The organism is Paenibacillus nuruki, assembly GCF_001721045.1.
Lineage (GTDB): Bacteria > Bacillota > Bacilli > Paenibacillales > Paenibacillaceae > Saccharibacillus > Saccharibacillus nuruki.
Window position 1 is genome coordinate 72,033 of the sequence record NZ_MDER01000025.1, and the last position, 20,857, is coordinate 92,889.

The following is a 20,857-nucleotide window of genomic DNA, read 5'->3' on the forward strand; positions in this document are numbered from 1 at the left end:
TATTGATAGTGATCGACCTATCCATCATTTTGTATTTAAGTATTAGTATGATGTTCTTTAATTAATAATTGTCTGCGGATATAACCTTCATTTTTTTCAAAGCGTCGGTAAAATAACATCGGAATAATACCTAAAGCAAATACGATAGCGGGTAACCAGATAAAGACGAACTGAATACCGGATAATGATTGTGTACTTTGAGCCACATTCGGGACATATCCAAACGAGGACATAAATTGTGTAGGAATAAATCCACCTAGCCCTGAGCCAGCTTTGATACAAAAAGCACTACCTATCGCTGTCAATATGCCACTTCCACGTAGACCTGATTTCCACTCGCCATAATCTACTGTGTCTGACAACATAGCAAACGGCATAGAACAAGCAATTCCTGAACCTATACAAGCTACAATCCAGCCTACAATCAATATGCTAATATGATCCCCTGCAAAAAAGAGAACCACTTGTCCACAGACTGCTAATATAAATCCAAAAATCATCGTTGAATATTTATTCGAAACCTTTACAATAAACGGAATCATAATCATACCAATCACTTGAATAATCGAAATTCCGTTGATTAAAGGAACCAACTCTTTATGACCAATATTGTATTCAAAATAATAAACCAGTGTAGATGTACGAATCGTTAATGCAATCCAAAACAATAGATTAGCAATCACTAAAATAATCCATGGCCAGTTGCCTTTCATTGCTTTAAAGCTTGATTTGAAAGGAATCGTTTTGATTTTTTCTGTATTTATTTCTTTGAGATCCGCAAAAGCGATCAAAAACATAATAATAGAAACGATTCCAAATACACACAGCGTCCAAAAAAAGCCTTTCTGATCATTACCTGCTCCGAAAAAAGCCACTAACGGTAAAGTAAATGTTACGGCTGCAAAGTTACCTACATTTCCGCCCACCATTCGAAACGAATTCAAAACAACTCGTTCATCTGGATTTCTACTTAAGTTAGGTAAAATAGAAGTGATCGGCGTTGAAATTCCGGTATAGGCTATTCCTGCTAAAATATAAGTGACTGCCGCATAGATCACTTTCGATGTTCCATCCAAATTGGGCGTTGTAAACGTCAATATGGTAAACACAGCAAATGGGAAACATAACCACAAAAAGTAAGGTCGACTTTGTCCATATTTGGATTTTGTTCGGTCTACGATAATGCCCCAAAGCGGAGCATCTACCGCATCGACTAGCCGAGTAACTAATAATAATGTTCCTGCTATGCCTACAGATAAACCAAACACATCGGTATAGAAATAAAGTAAGTAGGCACCTATAATGCTGTACAACAAATTACCGCCTGTATCTGTGAGCGCATAACTGATTCTACGATGAAAAGGAACTTTATCATCTAGAAGAGTAGACTGATGCTCTGGCGAAGATTGGGAAGTAGATTCCATAATATAGCCTCCTGATTCAAATCAAATAACAACGATTTCCTTCTCTAATAGTAAGCGCTTACGTATGTAAGATAAACTTATGATTTCGTAGGAAAGGTATCTATTTCCGACTTTATATTATATTTAAAAAATTAGTTATTTGTATACATAGTTGTGCTATACTACCCTCAAAGTACAAATTATTTAGCAAATACATGAGATAGGTATACAAATCCGACTTTTAATATCCAAAACTGACTTTTGAATAAGGAGTGTTTACATATGTTAGTAAAACCGATCTCCAAAATAAACATTGAACGGCCGCTTGCTTATTTTAAATGTGGGCAGTTTGTAAGCGATGAAGGTTGGAAACACAAACGAATGAAGCTAGAAAAAGATTATGAAGTGATTATTGGCTTAAAAGAAGTGATCTACCTTCAAGTAGGAGACACACAGTATGAAATCAAGCACGGCGATGTACTGCTTATTAAGCCTGACGTGGAATACTTTGGTTATAAAGCTTCCAAAGCAGGGGCTAGCTTCTTCTGGCTACACTTCTTCCCTCGTGATCTAACTCAAACAGAATCAGGCGATGAATTTATCAGTCATCTATTTAGTACCCTACTGACAGAACAGAAAAATGAGATTAATCATTATGTATGCTTACCTGATTTCTTCTCACTACCGTATCTCGATAAACCTATTATCTTGATGAAGCAGATTTTGGATACGTCTAACACTTCTTATTACAGCACGTACGCAGTAGATTATCTAGTAACTGAACTGATGATTGAGCTGACTGACAAGTACTTGCAACCTCTTATTCATAATGAGCTTCTACACAAAGAATACAATCAGAAATTTATGCAGATTTTAGAATGGATTCGAGTCAATATTTATCATGATCTTACTGTACAGAAAGTAGCAGATACATTTTGTTTTAACGCCGATCATTTGACTCGTTTATTCAAGAAAAATCTAGGAATGAGTACGATCCGTTATATTAATACACTCAAGTTAAGTCTGGTCAAAGAGTTATTATGCACCAGCAATGCGTCGATCAAAGAGATTGCGTATCAATTGCATTTTCGGGATGAAAAGTACTTGATGAAGTTGTTTAAAAATTATGTTGGGATGACGCCTACTCAATTCCGTGACACTTATACTAATACCTACATGAATACTGTAACCGTAGACCCTGATATTCCTATTCCAAAGCATCTTTTAACAGAATAAATATAACTTATAGAAAAAATAAATATAACTTACAGACAAAAACGTGCTCACCCTTATTCTACATTCGAATATGGGAAGCACGTTTTTTATGAATGTAAGATTAGACTATTGGACTATTTAACTTCAATATAATCCAGTTCTGCATATCCTGTACCTTTATTGAATGCAATCGTATTTTCGCCTTGTTTCAATGTTACAGGAACAGTGATAATTTTGCGTGTTCCTATATTCGGAATATTAGCGATCCATCCTCCTGTTTTTGGATACGTAATGGTAGTGGATGCTTGATTATTAACAGATATATTTTGCGTAGAATCGCCTGTTGTTCCATTACCATAACCTACTTCCATCTTATACGTTCCACCTTTTGGAGCATATACAGAGAAAGTCACCGAACTATTTGAATTATCTATATTTCCTACAAACTGGCGATTAGAAGCAAAGGAACTTCTTGCCACTCTAGCATCATTGATTTTGGCATCTTCTGCTTCTACTCTTACTTTAAAATCACCTACAGGCTGCAATTGAATATAATCTAGCTCTGCAGAACCTACTGTGCCTTTATTCAGTTTCAATACATTACTTCCTGCTTGCAAAGAAATTTGAGTCTGAGCTGTATTACTATTTCCTTCAGATAACCAACCACCTGTTGTTGGATATTGAACAGTTGTGTTCGCTTGATTATTTACAGTTAATTGCTGCGTAGATACAGCTTGAGTTCCGTTGGCATACCCAATATTCAGGCGATAATTACCTGCTGTAGGAACATTTACTTTAAATTGAACATAGCTATCCGGGTTGTCTATCTGACCTACATATTTGCTATCTGAAGCATTAACATTATTAAATACATTGGCTCCATGAACATCTGCATTTTCAGCTTCATAACGGCTAATAGAAGATTGATTTCCTGGAGTAATCACCAATCGATAAGCAGAAGATTCTTTCAAATTGCTTACGGGTACCGAGATCTGACCATTTTTGATCGTAAAGTTACCTTCAAATTCATTTGTTGGTTGACTTACTGCGGTATCTACTCCATACCACGGTGTACTTTCTACTTTGACATGAGCTGTACCAGAGAAGTAAGGGAGTGCTTGGAATCCTTTGACGACTACATTACGATTGCCATTTCCCCCACCCAATACTACATCTGCTTCTTGCTTCGTATGATCTACACTGGCAATACCATCCAAATCTAAAGCTGTTGGATTAGCAGGTGTAGTCATCGCCATCTGACCAGACATATCACCATACCATTTATACATCCACCATGCTCCATTGGCAGCACCTGTATCTGTAATTAGGTTACTGAGACGACCTGGACGGAACCAAAATGCAATATTAGCTGTATCTACATCAGAACGTTCAAATTCAGCGATATACCGCAACATATTGCCTGGAACTGCTTGTTCTGAAACTACACCATATTCATTAATGCTAATAGGCACATGCTTAATCCCTAGCTCTGTTTCCAAAGCACGATAAGCTTTCATATGATTCGAAATGTACTGTGGTGCAGGTCCATCTAGATATTCTCCTTCAGGTGCTCCCAATTCATGCCAGGATATAATATCTGGCAATACATTGTTATCTCGTGCATAAGTTAAAAAGTCTCTCAGCCAACTTTCGTTATAATTAGTAATACTTGGCCCTATAATTTTGGTGTTTTTGTCTTTAGCTTTGACGCGTAGATATGTTTTTTTCCAACCTTCATTAAATGATCCTGCGGCTGCTGTATTCCATGTTCCATCTGGTTCATTCCATAATTCATAGCCGTATATGTTCTTCGCACCTGACTTCAATCTAGCATCTACGATACTATCTACTTTCTTATACCAATCGTCCCAACCTACCCATTTATAAGGGAAATTCGGATAAATATCTGGCATTCGTATCGTCACTTGTGCTCCATTCCGTTCAGCGATCGGAGCGACTTTTAAGGCATCACCGATAGGTGTTGTTTCTCCATTTGGTAATTGTCCTCCATTTGGAGCCATTTGTGTAAACATTTTAGGCTTTGTGGGAGCAATAAGATGATCAGCTGGTCTACCTTCTTCTGCTAATCCATACAATGAACCCGAAGCTACATGGGTCACCGGTCTATATTGATTAGCCAAATCTACAGTAAATGATGCAGGTACGGCAGCAGTAGCTGGCGCAGGGGTAACAGAAAAAACAGTAAGTAATAATGCTCCACTCAATAAAACAGCTAACTTTTTCAAATGTCATCACCTTTTCTAGTTGTATTTTGAAATCTAATCATCAAATAGAGCGCTTTCAAAATACGGTGGCCACCGTGGTATCCTTTTGATACAAGTTATAACTTATACTCTAAGGTTATTGGTTTTCCACAAATGAGTAAACTCAAAAAAACGTAGGAAGAGTGTCAATTACCGACTTGTTGAGTGAGGTGAGACCTATCATTTTGTGGGTGTTTTGTGGGCATTGCTTGAAAATGGTTAACATAATTTATTCTTACATAAAATAAAAAAAGCCCTTAACGCTTAGAGCGCTAAGGGCTTACTTATCTTAATACATCGTCAAGTACTGGTCACGTTCCCATTGGTGCACTTGAGTCCGATACATATCCCATTCAATTTCTTTTAATTCATAGAAATGAGCAAGAGCATGTTCGCCTAGTGCAGAGACAACGATCTCGTCACGTAATAATTCGTGTAACGCTTCTTTCAAGTCGCCTGGAAGACTAGGAATACCTTCGTCAATACGCTCGTCTTCAGACATTACATAGATATTACGATCTACTGGCTTCGGCAAGTTCAACTTGCGCTCAATACCATCAAGACCTGCTTTCAACATTACCGCTAATACTAGGTAAGGGTTAGCTGTTGGATCTGGATTACGTACTTCGATACGTGTGCTTAGACCGCGTGAAGCCGGGATACGGATCATCGGGCTACGGTTACTTGCTGACCAAGCTACATAGCAAGGTGCTTCATAACCAGGCACAAGACGTTTGTAAGAGTTAACTGTAGGATTCGTGATCGCTGCCATAGAACGAGCATGCTTCAGAATACCTGCCATGTAATAACGTGCAGTTTGGCTTAAGCCCAACTCATCACTTTCTTCATAAAAGGCATTAACATCACCTTGGAACAAGGATTGGTGACAGTGCATACCTGATCCATTCATACCAAACAAAGGCTTAGGCATAAATGTAGCATGTAGTCCATGTTGACGAGCGATCGTTTTAACAACTAATTTGAACGTTTGAATTTGATCTGCTGCTTGAAGAGCATTGGTATATTTGAAATCAATCTCATGCTGTCCTGGAGCCACTTCATGATGAGATGCTTCAACTTCAAAGCCCATTTCTTCAAGAGTAATAACGATCTCACGACGGCAGTTTTCTCCTAGATCCATTGGAGCCAAGTCAAAATATCCACCTTGATCATTCAATTCGTCTGTAGGATTACCATTCGCATCAGTACGGAACAAGAAGAATTCAGGTTCTGGTCCAACGTTCATTGCTGTAAAACCAAGTGCATCTGCTTCTTTTAGATTGCGTTTCAAAATACCACGCGGATCTCCTGCGAATGGTGTACCATCTGGCATGTATACATCACAAATCAGACGAGCTACACGATTTTCAGTCACCCAAGGGAAAATAACCCAAGTGTCTAGATCAGGATACAGATACATATCTGATTCTTCAATACGTACATAACCTTCGATAGAAGAACCATCAAACATCATTTTGTTATCCAATGCTTTTTCCAATTGACTCACTGGAATTTCCACGTTTTTGATTGTGCCCATCAAATCGGTGAATTGCAGACGGATAAATCGTACATTTTCCTCTTTCGCTATGCGCGAAATGTCTTCTCTTGTATAACTTTTGTAACTCACGCTACCCTCTCCTCTTTACGCTATTTATTTTTTGTTAAAGAATCGGGATAATTCCCCTTGGATAAGCGATACTTGTCCCGGGCGTTTGCCTGTGACAAGCTGCTGCTTAAGCATACGATGAAGTTGGGAATCTGACAATTCCCTACGACGTTCTTCTGTATCGGCTGTGATCACAGTTGCTTCTTCCGATTCTTTCGATACCGGATTCATCACTTGCTTGATCCCAGCGATATTCACGCCTTTTTCAATTAAAGCTTTAATTTCAAGTAACCGTTCTACATCGTTAAAAGAAAATAAACGCTGATTACCTGAAGTACGTGCAGGTACGATCAAATTATGCTGTTCATAATAGCGAATCTGTCTTGCCGACAAATCCGTCAATTTCATAACAATCCCTATAGGGAACAGCGCCATATTTCTCCGAATTTCATCACCCATATATTCATCAACCTTCCACTAATCTATTCACTATTCTGTTACCTATTGTACATATCCTGATATAAAGCGTCAATAACATGTTAACTTAACTTACAATAATTTTATAAAACACTAACATCTCCATGATAATAGCACTTTGCAGACGCTATATTTTACAAACTTCTTGAATAACATGTCTCTTTTTTACACGGTATCAATATAAGTTGTTTTATAATAATCCACGCTCATGCATTGTCTGTAACGCCATAAGTACCCCTAGCTTCACATGAGAAAAGGTCAGTCCACCTTGCATATATCCGATATAAGGAGCACGAATTGGAGCATCTGCTGACAATTCTAGACTCCCCCCTTGAATAAAGGTTCCTGCCGCCATAATAACGGGATGATCATATCCTGGCATATCCCACGGTTCAGGCACGACATGACTATCTACAGCTGCTGCACGTTGAATCCCTTGTACAAAAGCGATTAATTGATGTTCGTCTTTAAAAGAAACGGCTTGAATAAGATCGGTACGTTTCTCTTGCCATGCAGGTTTGCTGTTAAAGCCAGCCAATTCAAACATCGCTGCGGCATAGATACTCCCTTTAACGGCTTGCCCTACAATCGTAGGCGCCATATACAATCCCTGATATATACTGCGAGTCGTACCCAGCATTGCGCCTACTTCACCGCCAATACCGGGTGCAGTCAGACGATAAGCTGCCAGATCAACATACTTTTGCTTGCCACAGATATAACCACCTGTTTCAGCTAAGCCACCACCTGGATTTTTGATCAACGAACCTGCCATGAGATCGACTCCAACATCAGTCGGTTCACGAGTCTCTGTAAATTCACCATAACAGTTATCTACAAAAATAACGGCTTGCGGACAAATCTTACGAATCTGAACAACCATATCTGCAATCTCTTCTATAGTAAAAGAAGCACGCCAATCGTAGCCACGTGAGCGCTGAATCCCAATCATTTTGGTTTTATTATGCACCAGTGATTGAACGGTGTCCCAATCCACTTGTCCTAATTCATCCAATGCTGCTTCTTGATAAGTAATTCCAAAATCAGCTAAAGACCCTGTACCATCTCCCGGCTTGCCAATGACTTTATGTAACGTATCATAAGGTCTACCTGTAATGTAAAGTAGTTCATCGCCCGGACGTAAAATACCGAACATTGCTGTAGCTATCGTATGCGTTCCAGAAGCAAAATGAGGTCTAACTAAAGCAGCTTCACTACCAAATACTTCAGCATACACACTTTCTAGAACTTCCCTACCTCTATCATTGTACGCATAGCCTGTCGAACCTGCAAAGTGATAATCACTTACCCGATATTTTTGAAAAGCTTCTATAACTTTCCATTGGTTGGCATCTACGATATGATCTACCGCTTGGATCGCCGATCCAATCATTTGTTGTGCTTGTTCTGACCACGCTTGAATCTGTGTATCAAAAACTGCCATACGTTGTCTCTCCCCATAGTGATAGCCCGCCGTATTAAGCGCTGGCGGGCTTCCACAAATTCATATCTAATTATTCATAATGATATCAAAGCTCACTTTATATTCAATATCAACAATATTAGTGTTTAAAATATAAACTTTCGCGCTTCATATTTTACACGTAACGGTAGGATGAAGGGAAGTCTATTATACAATTGTCGTAATTTTGTCACTTTATTTCATATTCTTGTAAGCGATAACCGTACTTTTCATAATCAGCAGCATTGATTTCTACTTTGATGATGGCTTCATTTTCTTCATACTCTTGTTCCAATACACTACTGAATTGGTAGAGCTGTGAAATAAGATCACCACGATCTGCCGGAATACGATACGTTTTGATGCCACCAGCTAATTGATCTTGGATGATGTTCAAAATACGCTCCAAATCACTTTCTTTATAAGCACTAATCCGCATATGAGTTTCATCGTCTGGTAACATTTCTAACTGTTCCGGTGTACACAGATCCGTTTTATTATATAAAACAACTTGCTGCTTATCACTTGAACCTAATTCTTGTAGCAGATCATCGACTACTTTCATCTGCTCATCTCGCATATCAGAAGAAGCATCAACCACATGTAAGATGAGGTCTGCTTCATTCACCTCTTCTAACGTTGCTCGGAAAGCTGCTATAAGATTATGAGGCAAGTTTTGAATAAAACCGACGGTGTCTGTTAACACTACTGTTTTACCGCCTGGAAGGTCTAGATTGCGTGATGTTGGATCGAGTGTAGCAAATAACTGATCTTGAACATATATATCTGCACCGGTTAACTGCTTGAGTAGTGTAGACTTCCCTGTATTGGTATAACCTACTAATGCAACTTGTACAGCACCCGCTTTTTTACGACGTTCACGATACAATGTACGATGACGTGTTACTTCTTCAAGTTGATGCTTCAAGTCGGTAATGCGTGTACGAATATGACGCCGATCTGTCTCTAGTTTGGTCTCACCTGGACCTCTTGCCCCGATACCCCCACCTAGACGGGATAAGTTACTACCCTGTCCAGACAAACGAGGTAATAAGTAATTATGCTGGGCAAGTTCCACTTGAATAATCCCTTCACGCGTTTTGGCACGTTGCGCAAAAATATCCAAAATCAGTTGCGTACGGTCAATAATTTTAGCATCTAAAGCAGCTTCTAGATTACGTACTTGAGCACCTGATAATTCCTGATCAAAAATAACACTATTTCCGCCTAAAGAATCCATCAAAATACGAATTTCTTCTACTTTACCTTTACCGATAAACCATCTAAAATCAGGTTTCTCTTTATTCTGAATCACTTGTTCTAGCACTTCGACTCCTGCTGTCTTAGCAAGACTAACTAGCTCTTGCATAGAACCATCTGCATTAACACCTGCACGCTTATCATTCTGTGTCACTAAGCTTACGAGAACAGCTCTCGGTTGAATCTCTATTTCTACACCATGGGTTTCATTTTTCATTTGTATATCCCGCTCCTTGTAATCTTACCTACTTCTTGCTTGTATCGTGAAGTCTTATACTTGTCATGTTAACATACTTCTCACACTTTTTGATATTGAATCATGAATTACTATCTTTACCAAATAAACTTTGGCGGTGTTTAATCGATAATGTGAATAATGGAAAAGCATGAGCATCAATTTGTACCAGTAACTTTTGCGCGGTATGCTGTGCTAATTCATAATCTTGGTCTGTAATGATCTGTCTACGCAGAGCATCATCTAACTCATCTTCATCGAGCAAAAAGACTTGTCCATCTTTCATAACGACGATATCTAGATAAAGATCATCAAACCATGGTACGCCTTGATCGGTTAATCCTTGTGTTTTACAAATATCAATATACCACTCTATAATTTCACGTTTATCATCAAACATTGCAGTGACTACATAGTTCGCATGTTCTGGATAATACTGCATCCACGAATAACCTGCTGCTGCAATACAGAACCGCCGTCCTCCATATATTTTATATAAAGGTTCACGTAAACGATTCATACGGTAGAGAGTGACATACCCTGTAAATAAACTATTGTTTACATAGCGTCTTGAATAATTACGTTGAATTACTCTACGCCAGTTCGCTCGATCCGCAAATTTACGTTTCATGGAAGTATCCCTTTCCCAACAAAGTAACTTCAGAATAGCATATTTGCGCCATGCACTCAAAAAAAAGCCTCCAATGAATCACTGGAGGCTTTTTTGAGCGCCTATTTACGGTGTAGTAGGTGGCGTTGTTGTCTGTGGTGCAGTTGTTGTTCCTTCGGTTGTTCCTGCTGCTGGATCTGTTGTTGTTCCCGGTGTTGTTGGTTCAGGAGTGGTTGGCGTTGTTGCTCCATTTTGTCCACTATTTGTACCACTATCTGGTGGTGTTGTCCCCGTATCAGGTGGAACAGTGCCTTGATCTGTATTCGGATCTGTAGGTGTTGTTCCTGTTCCTTGGTCAGTTCCTGTCCCTGTATCGGTACCCGGTACTTCTTCCCCTGTTGGTGGAGTTGTCGGTTCACCTTCTGGTGGAACCACACCATCCTCAGGATTTTCTTCTGGCTCTACAGGAGTCTCTGTAGCTTCATCGACTGTAATCTGAACCGTATCTGAAGCATCAGATTGCGATCCATCTTTCATCGTTGCTGTTACATAATACTCGTAAGTCTGTCCAGGTGCTGCTGCGCTATCTTGTGCAGAAGTGTCGCTTAACCCACTAGATATCGCAGTAAATTGACCATCTGTACTGCCTTTACGATAAACCGTATATGAACTTGCATTTGCTAAAGCTTTCCAAGATAAAGCGACCACTTGATTGTCTTTATCGTAAGAAGCAGACATGCCTGTTACCGCAGATACTTCCGGTTCCGGTTCTTCCTCTACCGGCTGTTCTACAGGAGCACTTGGTGTAGGAGCTTCAAACTGTTGTACAGGATATCCTTCAAGCGAAGGTCCCATTACAGCTGCAAACATAGCTGCTGCCATACCACTACTTTGATTCAACAAATGCGTACGGTCTGGCTTGTCATAACCCATCCATACCGCAGCTGTCCATTCTTTGGTGTATCCTACAAACCAAGCATCGCGGTTCGCACTGCTTCTGAACCCATCAATACCATGCTGAGTTGTACCGGTTTTACCTGCTACAGGACGGTTAATTTGAGCACGTTTACCTGTACCGTCATTAACAACATCTTGCAACATTTGAGTCATTTCATTCGCTGTCTGCTTGCTCATCACTTGAGAAGAATCAGCTTTGTTTTTATAAATTTCATCGCCGCCACTATCGACTATACTTTTCACAGCATACGCAGGAGTGTATGTTCCTCCGTCTGCAAATGTACGATAAGCTTGAGCCATTTCTAACGTATTCGTTCCTGTACTTAGTCCACCTAATGCCAGTGCTAAGTTACGATCTTGATCGGTCAACGAGAATCCAACCGATTTGGCAAAAGAGAGCCCTTTATCGATACCGATCTGATTCAGTGTCCATACCGCAGGGATATTAATCGAATCTTGAATCGCTTCATCCATCGTTACTGTAGATGTGTATCCATGTAAGTTGGTCGGGCAATAATTGCCAAAACACTGCTTTTCATTACTAAGCAATGAATTCGGTGTAAATGTACCTGATTCTAGCGCAGGAGCATACGAAATAATCGGTTTGAATGCCGAACCCGGCTGTCTACGGCTAGTAACACGACTGAAGTTACCTGTATTGTAGTTACGTCCACCTAATAAAGCGACAATACCTGCGGTATCGTTATTGACGATAACCATCGATCCTTGTACAGGTACATCATCTGCACTTTTTTCGAAGAGCTCGTTATTTTTGAAAGAGGTCTCCAAATTCTGTTGAGCTTTAGCATCCATCGTTGTGTAGATTTTATATCCACCACGGTTCAGATCATCCGATGTTAAGCCTGTTACATCTTCTGCTTCTTGCATCGCATATTCAATAAATGCTTCATAGTTTTTGTCTTTATCTTTGTTTTGAGAATTATACGCATAATCTACTGCTGCGGCTTCTTTGGCTTCAGCTTGCGTAATATACCCTTGATCTGCCATCAATTGAAGTACCACTCCACGACGTTCCTTGGATAGATCAGGATTCGATTGTGGGTTATAACGTGATGGAGCTTTAGGTAAACCTGCCAGCGTAGCAATCTGCCACACTTTTAATTTGTTCAGATCGGTCACACCAAAATAAGTCTCTGATGCTTCTTTGATCCCATACGCACCTTTACCAAAGAATATACGATTAAGATACGTTGTAATAATTTCTTCTTTAGTCATTTTGCGCTCAATCGCTAAAGCAATCGATAATTCAGTTGCTTTACGGAAAAACGTTTTGTCATCATTCAAAAATACGTTTTTAGCTAATTGCTGTGTAATCGTACTTCCGCCTTCTACAGCAGAGCGTGCCACGATATCGCGCACAGCTGCACGACCAATTGACCAGATGTCTACACCCTGATGTTCAAAAAAGCGACGATCTTCTGTTGCTACAAAAGCATCCACAAGCAACTTCGGAATTTCATCGTATTTTACAGGGTCCCCTGTCCTTACAGAACGTTCTTGAATCAATGTGCCGTTACGATCAAAGATTTGTGTAGGGCCGTTTATAGCCAATTTATTGATGTTTTGTTGATAGATTTTTTCGCCACTCACCATAATAAACATATAACCGGCTAGTGCACAAAATACGCCTAAAGCAGCGACAATAAACAATGTCCAAAAGACACGTTTACCTGTTATTTTCTTCTTTTTCTTTTTGGGTGTTGGCTTGGACTGTCCCGGTCTTGTTCTTGTTTCCGGCTTACTTTTGTCACTGCGGGATAGCTGCTGTCTTGGCATTTTTCGTTCTGACTCCCTTTCAGTAAAACAATTTGCATCATTTATCAATCAAATGATTTGAAATATAGATGGCTTGCTGTGGTGTCTAACCTTAGAAAGAAAAGAACAACCTATAGAACAGGTTGTCCGATTCTTTGTCCTATAGTTAGACGATGTTTGAGCATAAAAAGTTTCATTTAAATGTTAGTTATCGCTTTGATTATCCGGCATTAGGGATACGTTACGTGATGGTGTAAATGTAGATACAGCATGTTTGTAAATCATTTGCTGACGTCCATCGCTATCCACCATAATGGTAAAGTTATCAAAAGCTTTGATCGTACCACGAATTTGAAAACCATTGACCAGATAAACAGTCACTGGAATATTTTCCTTACGCAATTGATTTAGAAACGTATCTTGAATATTAATAGACTTATTCATTAGCCGTACCCCCAAGTGATTATTAATTCAGCATTGATAAATGCTCAATTCATGTAAGAATGTAATCTCAGTGTAATCAATGATATTAGGTTGTTGATGTATATTCCATATCCGCAGGGAATGTTCCTGCTATGATATTCTGAACTTCACGGGTGTGTTCGTCGCTTCTGTCCACATCGCTAACATCAACCCAATGAATATTATTCATATGACGGAACCAGGAAAGCTGTCTTTTTGCAAAACGGCGTGTATCCCGTTTGAGCAGTACCACTGCTTCTTGAAGCGATACATGACCTGCAAGATGAGCAGCAATCTCTTTGTATCCTAGCCCCTGCATTGCGACCATTCCGGGGGTATACCCTTGATTCAAAAGGTTTCTTACCTCTTCAACCAGCCCTTCTTCTAGCATCTGGTCTATACGGGCTTCAATACGTTTATATAGCATTTCCCTATCCATTGTCAAACCTACAAAGCATAATTCATAAGGAGATTGCTTATTTTGTCCGGATAATTGATCGGAAAGTTTGACTCCTGTCATATGATACACTTCCAGAGCGCGAATAACACGTCTTTGGTCGTTGGGATGCAATCGTTTGGCAGAAGGAGGATCAATCTCTGCTAGACGGTCATGGAGCGCTTGAGCACCATGTTCTTCAGCATACGCCGCTTGTTCTTGACGGAATGCTTCATCTGCGCCATTTTCACTAAATTCAAATTCAAAACACACAGACTCGATATACAATCCTGTTCCTCCCACGATAAAAGGAAGATTTCCGCGGGCTGTAATTTCTGGAATCAATTTTCGGCAACGTTGCTGAAATTCTGCTACTGAAAATGATTCTTGTGGATCATGAATATTAATTAAATGGTGAGGAATACCTTGCATTTCTTCCGGTTTGATTTTGGCTGTCCCAATATCCATACCACGGTAGACCTGCATGGAATCACCTGAAATAATTTCACAGCCAAATAATTTGGCAATTTCTATACTGATTCCAGTTTTGCCAACAGCTGTTGGACCCATTAGGACCAGTAACCTTGGCTTTTTAACCGCTTGGGTCATGGATAAATCACTCCGTATTCAATTTTTGATGTTTTGCGTTGTATTCGTTTAAATCCAAGTCGTTCATATTCTGGACTATCCCATTTTTCTTTAAGCAAAACCGATTTACGAGCGACACGAATCGCTTGTTGAACGGCTTCTTCACTCAGCGCATTATTGTTGGAAAATCCTCTTAAAGGTGCAATCGCAGCTGATTGCTGAACTGCTTCACGAAACATAGGATCAAAATAGATCACATCTACACTTTTGTCAGGTTGCTCTCTCAGATACGTTAGATGATCTTGCGGAATCACTTCGATTCTACGCATAGCTTCATTCACAGGTGCTAACGCTGTGACATGACTACGCAATCCTTCGGTTAACAATGCTGCAAGAGGTAACGAGCTTTCTAATGATACTACTTTGCCCTTCTCACCTGCATACATGGAAAAGACAAGTGAATCGGAACCCAATCCAGCCGTACAATCGATCACCTGATCTCCAGGCTCAATCAGCGAGTGAGTGATCATAGGATCTGCTTCCCCTTTAAGCAATCGTTTGGCTCTGACATAAGCCATACTGGGGTGAAACTGCATAATAGGTTCCCCTGGACGCATAATTCTCACTTCTTGCTCGACCAGTACAATAAATTCAGTCTCCTTGTACTTAGCCGCAAGCTTGGGAATAGAATGTCCAGCTCGTTCAATATAAGGAACAGCGAATTCTGCTGCCAGCTGTTTGGCACGCTGGATCGTATAGTTTGCAGCATCATCGCCAGTTGTAATCATCATTCGGTTATTCTCCATTCTAGTGCTTCCCTATAAAGCGCGACTTCTTCTAGATAAATAGAAGAATGATTTTGCGAAGCAAAATATCTTACACTAACATACATACTCTATCTATTATTTGGGATAGAGGTATTTCTAGTTATTGTATGCCATAATACCATAACTCTGTGTTACATCACACGTTTGAACATTTTTTCCAAGTCATACGATGAAAAAGAAACAACGATAGGACGCCCGTGTGGACAGGTATACGGCTGACGACATGTAGCCAGACGATCCAATAACGATTGTGCTTCTGCTTCCGTTAATTTTTGATTGGCTTTGATCGAAGCTTTGCATGAACAGAGGGTAGAAGCTTGCTCTCGTAACTTCGCTAGATCAATCGCTCGTTCACTAAGCACCCATTCTGCCATTTCTTCAATCACTTGTTGCTCTTCGCCTTTTGGTAACCAATAAGGATACGCAGTTACACGAAAAGTCTGACCCCCAAAATGCTCTAAATAGACACCTACCCGTTCAAACCAGTGCAACCGATCTTTAAGCTTGTTCGCTTCTGCTAACGTAAATTCAAGTGTAATCGGTAATAGTAATTCTTGCGATACTTCTTCAGGACGACCGAATTTCTCATAATAAAATTCATAATTAATCCGTTCATGTGCCGCATGCTGATCAATTAGAAATAATCCTTCATCATTTTGTGCAACCAGATAAGTACCATGATGCTGACCAATCAAGTTCATATCTGGAAATTGAGGAATCTCTGGTTCTTCAGCAGTGCCATACAGCATTTCAGCATTAAATGGACGTTGGTTAGTATTGTTATAGTTGCTTCGTTGCTGTGGCGATCTTGCAGACGAACCAGAAGTATTTTTAGATGGTGCCGCAGTACTTTTAGCATATTGAGCAGTCTGACTTTGTTCCTGAATTTGTGGAGCCGATTCAGCATGTACCGGAGCTGTATAAGCAGGTAATGAAAGAGACGGCTGAACAGGATTAGACTGAACATCTTTAGGCTGCGTTGTAGAGTCATTAGGACTCGCTGGTACTTTTTGCGCTTCTGTTACAGGTGATGTGATAGGTTGTTCCTTTTTCTTATACGTTATCTGTTGTTCATTTGAAACAGCAGGTAAATGAGTTGTCGATTCTGGTGGCAAATCTGCATCGGTAAATGGCGGAATATACGGTGCATCCAGATCGCCTAATTCAGTTGAAAGTTGATTGGTTTTTTCCGGTTCAAGGTATTCTACAGGTGCTTTGCTGAAATTAAATTGTTCTTGAATAATCGATTCACTATTACCACGCTTAATCGTCTGCTTGGTCGCATGTGGAATCAATATTTCTTTACGCAACGTCTGCCGAATCGCTTCTTCGACAAACAACATTAATTCCGCTTCTTTACTAAAACGCACTTCCATTTTGGAAGGATGCACATTCACATCTACTAATGAAGGATGCATCGTCAATTGTAGCACCGCTAACGGATAACGATTAATAGGTAGCAATGTATGATAAGCACGCAAAATAGCTTGATTGACGGCATAATTACGAATATAACGACCATTTACTACAATCGACATTGCATTACGACTTGATTTAGCAATTTCAGGTCGCCCAATATATCCGCCAATCTGATAATCCAGATTTTCACCTTCTAATGGCAAAACCATTTTGGCGGCTGAAGTCCCATAGACTGCCGCAATCACCTGAAGCATATCGCCTGTTCCGGGCGTCTGAAGCAACAGATTGCCATTATGCCGAAACGTAAACGCAATCTCTGGATGAGCTAAAGACATCCGGTACATTACATCTGAGATATGTCCAAGTTCCGTCTGAACAGTTTTCATATATTTTAATCGTGCTGGCGTATTATAAAATAACGAATTCACACGAAAATCAGTTCCACGTGGCGCAGCTTCGTCTTCGTTGACTTTAAGTGTCCCACCTTCAATCAATAGACGTCTGCCTGCACCATCATCTGTAGCGCTTGATAACAATTCGACTTTGGATACAGCAGCAATACTCGGTAAAGCTTCACCACGGAAGCCTAGACTTGTGATTTGATAGAGATCACGATCATCAACAAGTTTACTTGTAGCATGACGGTAAAAAGCAGTCTCACAGTCGTCTGCGGCGATCCCTTGCCCGTTATCTTGTACACGAATATATTCAAGTCCACCTTCACCAATATGCACATCGATCCGACTAGACTGAGCATCTATTGCATTTTCAACCAACTCTTTAACCACTGAAGCTGGACGTTCGACCACTTCACCTGCCGCAATCTGGTTAGCGATATGTTCATCCAATACACGTATTTGACCCATATTTATTTCCTCCTTCCATATTCCATTTCTTATCCATTATCGTTACTCCATTACATTAATAGGTTGCTTTCACTTTGAGATCATTTAGCAATTGCATCGCTTGTAAAGGTGTCATATTCATAATGTCTGTATTTTGAATCAACTCAACGATTTGTTTGGCTACAGGGTCTTCTTTGATTATCGTCTGAATAGTTTCTTCTTCATCTCCAAAAATAGACATCTGTACAACATCTTGTGCTTTATTTTTAGAGGTAGGCTTAGTATATTGATCTTCTATTTGTTGCGTATCTATTGCAGTAAATGAAGTATCTGGCGAAAGCGCAGCACTCTTTTCAGCAATAGGAGAAGATGACTCTTTATAGTTAGACGAGTAATGAGACGTCGTCTGATGCTGTTCCGTATGTGCAGGTCTAGTTGCTGATGATATAGTCGATTGATCGGCTACAACCGTGCTACTTGCTTGTTCCATCCGACTCAGTATGCCATTGGCGCGATCAATAATACTTTCTGGTAAACCTGCTAATTGCGCACAATAAATACCATAACTGGTACTTGCTGCACCGGGAACAAGTTTACGTAGAAAATGAACTTTATCTCCGCTTTCTTTCACTGCCATCGAGAAGTTTTGCAAATGTTCTAACGTTTCTTCCAGATGCGCTAATTCATGAAAATGAGTAGATACCAGCGCTTTACATCCAATCTCATGATGTACATATTCAATCACCGCTTGTGCAATCGACATGCCTTCACTGGTCGATGTTCCTCGACCTAATTCATCAATAATAATCAGACTTCGTGGTGTTGCTCGTTCTGTCATCACTTGAATATCAGCCATTTCGACCATAAATGTACTTTGTCCACCGATCAGATCATCTGCGGCTCCAATACGGGTGAAAATACGATCGATCATCGGAATTTCAGCATGTTGCGCCGGTACAAAACATCCGATTTGTGCCATAATTGATACCAAAGCCACTTGACGCATATACGTACTTTTACCCGCCATATTAGGACCTGTTATCAGTAAAATGTTCGCTTTGTCTTCTGTAATTTCGGTGCTATTTGATATAAAAGAAGTATTGTTCATCACTGCTTCTACAACAGGATGGCGACCTTCTTTCACAATCAGATCATACCGATCTGTTAATACAGGTTTGACAAAAGCACGTTCTGCACTTATCGCTGCAAAAGACTGATAAACGTCGATTTCAGCTACTTTTTCAGCTAACTGTTTTAACCGTGGAATCTCGTTAGCTACTTGAGTTCGCAGATCCGCAAATAGTTCATATTCAATATCAACCATTTTTTCTTGAGCTTCCAGAATCAATGCTTCTTTGGCTTTTAATTCAGGGGTAACATAACGTTCTGCATTGGCTAATGTCTGTTTGCGCTCGTATCTGCCTTCTGGTAAAGCATTTAAGTTAGAGCGTGTCACTTCTATATAATAGCCGAAAATTTTGTTATACCCGATTTTGAGCGATTTGATACCTGTTGCTAATCGTTCTGCTGCTTCAAGCTCAGCGATCCAACGCTTGCCATTTACACTAGCTTCGCGCAATTCATCCAGATGAGCATGATACCCTTCTCGAATCAAGCCTCCATCTTTAACTGATACAGGAGGATCGTCTACGATCGCTGTACTGATTGCATCCGTTAAGTCTGTACATTCATCCATCAATTGCGAGATTTGTTGAAGTGTCGATGAAGAAGAATCGGTACATTGACGACGCAATTCAGGAATCTGAGCCAGTGAATCACGTAACGCTAACATATCGCGTCCATTGGCTGTTCCAAAAGCGATTCGTCCTACTAACCGTTCCAGATCATAAATACCTTTAAGCTGAGATCGCAAGTCTTCACGCAAAATTAATCCATGATGAAGCTTCTCTACTGCTTCTAAGCGCTCTTCGACTAATTTCCGGGATAACAGTGGCTTATCGATCCAACGACGAAGCAGTCGCCCACCCATCGGTGTCTCTGTACGATCAAGTAACCAGAGCAAAGAACCTTTACGAGAACGCTCACGAACCGTCTCGATCAACTCTAAATTACGACGTGTAAATGGATCAAGAATCATATAATGTTCAGGTTCATAGGCACTGATATGTGTTAGCTGTCCTAATGAACGTTTTTGCGTTTCACTCAAGTACCCAATCAGAATCGAAATACATAATTGGCGCTCTTCATCCAACCTTGCCCATGCTGCTTCTCCAAATTGACGACGTGCTAATTCCTCACGTGCTTTGTCCCAAGGCGTATAGAGTACTTTACGTCCTAACTGAAGTGCTTGGCGATATGGCTCATCTATAAGATCAATTTGTCCAATAATTTCAGATGGTTCATACAGACCTAATTCATCACGTAGCCATTGCTGCGAGGACAATGCTGAAGTCACATGCAGTTCGCCTGTAGACAAATCGCAAGCCGCTAACGCCATTTTGCCTTCGCGCTCTGTCAGACAGATCATATAGTTGTTCGCTTTATCGGTTAATCCTTTACTTTCCATCATCGTACCCGGTGTCACGACACGAATAATTTCACGTTTCACAATGCCTTTGCTTGCTCCTGCTTCTTCTACTTGTTCACAGATCGCGACTTTGTATCCTTTTTCGATTAAGCGATGAATATAATTTTCTGCGGAATGATAAGGAACACCGCACATGGGAATGCGTTCAGGTGCACCTGCGGCTTTGCCAGTAAGTGTAATTTCTAATTCTTTAGATGCTAAAATTGCATCATCAAAAAACAGTTCGTAAAAATCCCCCAATCGGAAAAATAAAAAAGCATCTTGTGCTTGTTCTTTTATTTTGAGATACTGCATCATCATCGGTGTATACGTAGTCATGTTTCCCCTCCAAAAAAGCATTCCAGAATATCGTTAAGCATAGATGTAACATGCTTGTTTTTTATCGAAATATTATCGTACTCATACTTGTTGTCATATGCAATCCCTTTTCGAAATGCAAATACGTGTTCGTCTCTTTATTATAACGA

14 protein-coding genes are annotated in these 20,857 nt (G+C 40.1%); 1 reads left to right on the forward strand and 13 read right to left on the reverse strand.

Features of this window, described 5'->3' with window-relative positions:
• Nucleotides 1–35: 35 nt before the first annotated feature.
• Nucleotides 36–1,424: a glycoside-pentoside-hexuronide (GPH):cation symporter gene (locus PTI45_RS02720; RefSeq protein ID WP_069326001.1), complete on the reverse strand. Its 1,389-nt coding sequence runs from the start codon at nt 1,422–1,424 to the stop codon at nt 36–38.
• Between the two features lie 261 nt (nt 1,425–1,685).
• Here PTI45_RS02720 and PTI45_RS02725 point away from each other — a divergent pair, with 261 nt between their 5' ends.
• Nucleotides 1,686–2,639, forward strand: coding sequence for an AraC family transcriptional regulator (locus tag PTI45_RS02725; RefSeq protein WP_069326002.1), 954 nt, complete (start codon nt 1,686–1,688; stop codon nt 2,637–2,639).
• A 113-nt stretch (nt 2,640–2,752) separates the two neighbouring features.
• On the opposite strand, the gene PTI45_RS02730 is transcribed toward PTI45_RS02725, so the two are convergent.
• The 12 genes from PTI45_RS02730 to mutS all read right to left on the reverse strand — a co-directional run bounded on the left by PTI45_RS02730 (nt 2,753) and on the right by mutS (nt 20,708).
• The gene (locus PTI45_RS02730; protein ID WP_083243307.1) at nt 2,753–4,864 is read right to left on the reverse strand and encodes a CBM35 domain-containing protein; all 2,112 of its coding nucleotides are present in this window, start codon (nt 4,862–4,864) and stop codon (nt 2,753–2,755) included.
• Nucleotides 4,865–5,171: 307 nt separating this feature from the next.
• Nucleotides 5,172–6,509: a type I glutamate--ammonia ligase gene (gene glnA, locus PTI45_RS02735; RefSeq protein WP_069326003.1), complete on the reverse strand. Its 1,338-nt coding sequence runs from the start codon at nt 6,507–6,509 to the stop codon at nt 5,172–5,174.
• Nucleotides 6,510–6,533: 24 nt separating this feature from the next.
• The gene (locus PTI45_RS02740) at nt 6,534–6,947 is read right to left on the reverse strand and encodes a MerR family transcriptional regulator (protein WP_017812459.1); all 414 of its coding nucleotides are present in this window, start codon (nt 6,945–6,947) and stop codon (nt 6,534–6,536) included.
• Nucleotides 6,948–7,155: 208 nt separating this feature from the next.
• Complete coding sequence (locus PTI45_RS02745; RefSeq protein WP_069326004.1) at nt 7,156–8,409, reverse strand: methionine gamma-lyase family protein; 1,254 nt, start codon at nt 8,407–8,409, stop codon at nt 7,156–7,158.
• A 208-nt stretch (nt 8,410–8,617) separates the two neighbouring features.
• Complete coding sequence (gene hflX / locus PTI45_RS02750) at nt 8,618–9,904, reverse strand: GTPase HflX (protein ID WP_069326005.1); 1,287 nt, start codon at nt 9,902–9,904, stop codon at nt 8,618–8,620.
• 100 nt (nt 9,905–10,004) lie between these two features.
• On the reverse strand, nt 10,005–10,553 hold the full coding sequence (locus PTI45_RS02755) for a ribonuclease FAU-1 family protein (protein WP_069326045.1): 549 nt from the start codon (nt 10,551–10,553) through the stop codon (nt 10,005–10,007).
• 105 nt (nt 10,554–10,658) lie between these two features.
• Nucleotides 10,659–13,286 (reverse strand): PBP1A family penicillin-binding protein, encoded by a 2,628-nt coding sequence (locus PTI45_RS02760; RefSeq protein WP_069326006.1) that lies wholly within the window; start codon nt 13,284–13,286, stop codon nt 10,659–10,661.
• Between the two features lie 183 nt (nt 13,287–13,469).
• Nucleotides 13,470–13,709 carry an RNA chaperone Hfq gene (gene hfq, locus PTI45_RS02765; RefSeq protein WP_069326007.1) on the reverse strand — a complete coding sequence of 80 codons (240 nt, stop codon included), beginning with the start codon at nt 13,707–13,709 and terminating at the stop codon, nt 13,470–13,472.
• Nucleotides 13,710–13,794: 85 nt separating this feature from the next.
• Nucleotides 13,795–14,772 carry a tRNA (adenosine(37)-N6)-dimethylallyltransferase MiaA gene (gene miaA, locus PTI45_RS02770; RefSeq protein ID WP_069326008.1) on the reverse strand — a complete coding sequence of 326 codons (978 nt, stop codon included), beginning with the start codon at nt 14,770–14,772 and terminating at the stop codon, nt 13,795–13,797.
• Nucleotides 14,769–15,542, reverse strand: coding sequence for a class I SAM-dependent methyltransferase (locus tag PTI45_RS02775; protein WP_069326009.1), 774 nt, complete (start codon nt 15,540–15,542; stop codon nt 14,769–14,771). Before PTI45_RS02775 ends, miaA begins: the two co-directional genes overlap by 4 nt.
• A 167-nt stretch (nt 15,543–15,709) precedes the next feature.
• Nucleotides 15,710–17,863 (reverse strand): DNA mismatch repair endonuclease MutL, encoded by a 2,154-nt coding sequence (gene mutL / locus PTI45_RS02780; RefSeq protein ID WP_069326010.1) that lies wholly within the window; start codon nt 17,861–17,863, stop codon nt 15,710–15,712.
• A 55-nt stretch (nt 17,864–17,918) separates the two neighbouring features.
• Nucleotides 17,919–20,708, reverse strand: coding sequence for a DNA mismatch repair protein MutS (mutS, locus tag PTI45_RS02785; RefSeq protein ID WP_069326011.1), 2,790 nt, complete (start codon nt 20,706–20,708; stop codon nt 17,919–17,921).
• Nucleotides 20,709–20,857 lie beyond the last annotated feature (149 nt).

Bases quoted from the DNA above. Each gene is read 5' to 3' on its own strand.
- mutS (WP_069326011.1), bottom strand. From the start codon at position 20,708: ATGACTACGTATACACCGATGATGATGCAGTATCTCAAAATAAAAGAA.
- PTI45_RS02775 (WP_069326009.1), bottom strand. From the start codon at position 15,542: ATGATGATTACAACTGGCGATGATGCTGCAAACTATACGATCCAGCGT.
- PTI45_RS02740 (WP_017812459.1), bottom strand. From the start codon at position 6,947: ATGGGTGATGAAATTCGGAGAAATATGGCGCTGTTCCCTATAGGGATT.
- mutL (WP_069326010.1), bottom strand. From the start codon at position 17,863: ATGGGTCAAATACGTGTATTGGATGAACATATCGCTAACCAGATTGCG.
- hflX (WP_069326005.1), bottom strand. From the start codon at position 9,904: ATGAAAAATGAAACCCATGGTGTAGAAATAGAGATTCAACCGAGAGCT.
- PTI45_RS02745 (WP_069326004.1), bottom strand. From the start codon at position 8,409: ATGGCAGTTTTTGATACACAGATTCAAGCGTGGTCAGAACAAGCACAA.
- hfq (WP_069326007.1), bottom strand. From the start codon at position 13,709: ATGAATAAGTCTATTAATATTCAAGATACGTTTCTAAATCAATTGCGT.
- PTI45_RS02725 (WP_069326002.1), top strand. From the start codon at position 1,686: ATGTTAGTAAAACCGATCTCCAAAATAAACATTGAACGGCCGCTTGCT.
- miaA (WP_069326008.1), bottom strand. From the start codon at position 14,772: ATGACCCAAGCGGTTAAAAAGCCAAGGTTACTGGTCCTAATGGGTCCA.
- PTI45_RS02720 (WP_069326001.1), bottom strand. From the start codon at position 1,424: ATGGAATCTACTTCCCAATCTTCGCCAGAGCATCAGTCTACTCTTCTA.
- PTI45_RS02755 (WP_069326045.1), bottom strand. From the start codon at position 10,553: ATGAAACGTAAATTTGCGGATCGAGCGAACTGGCGTAGAGTAATTCAA.
- PTI45_RS02760 (WP_069326006.1), bottom strand. From the start codon at position 13,286: ATGCCAAGACAGCAGCTATCCCGCAGTGACAAAAGTAAGCCGGAAACA.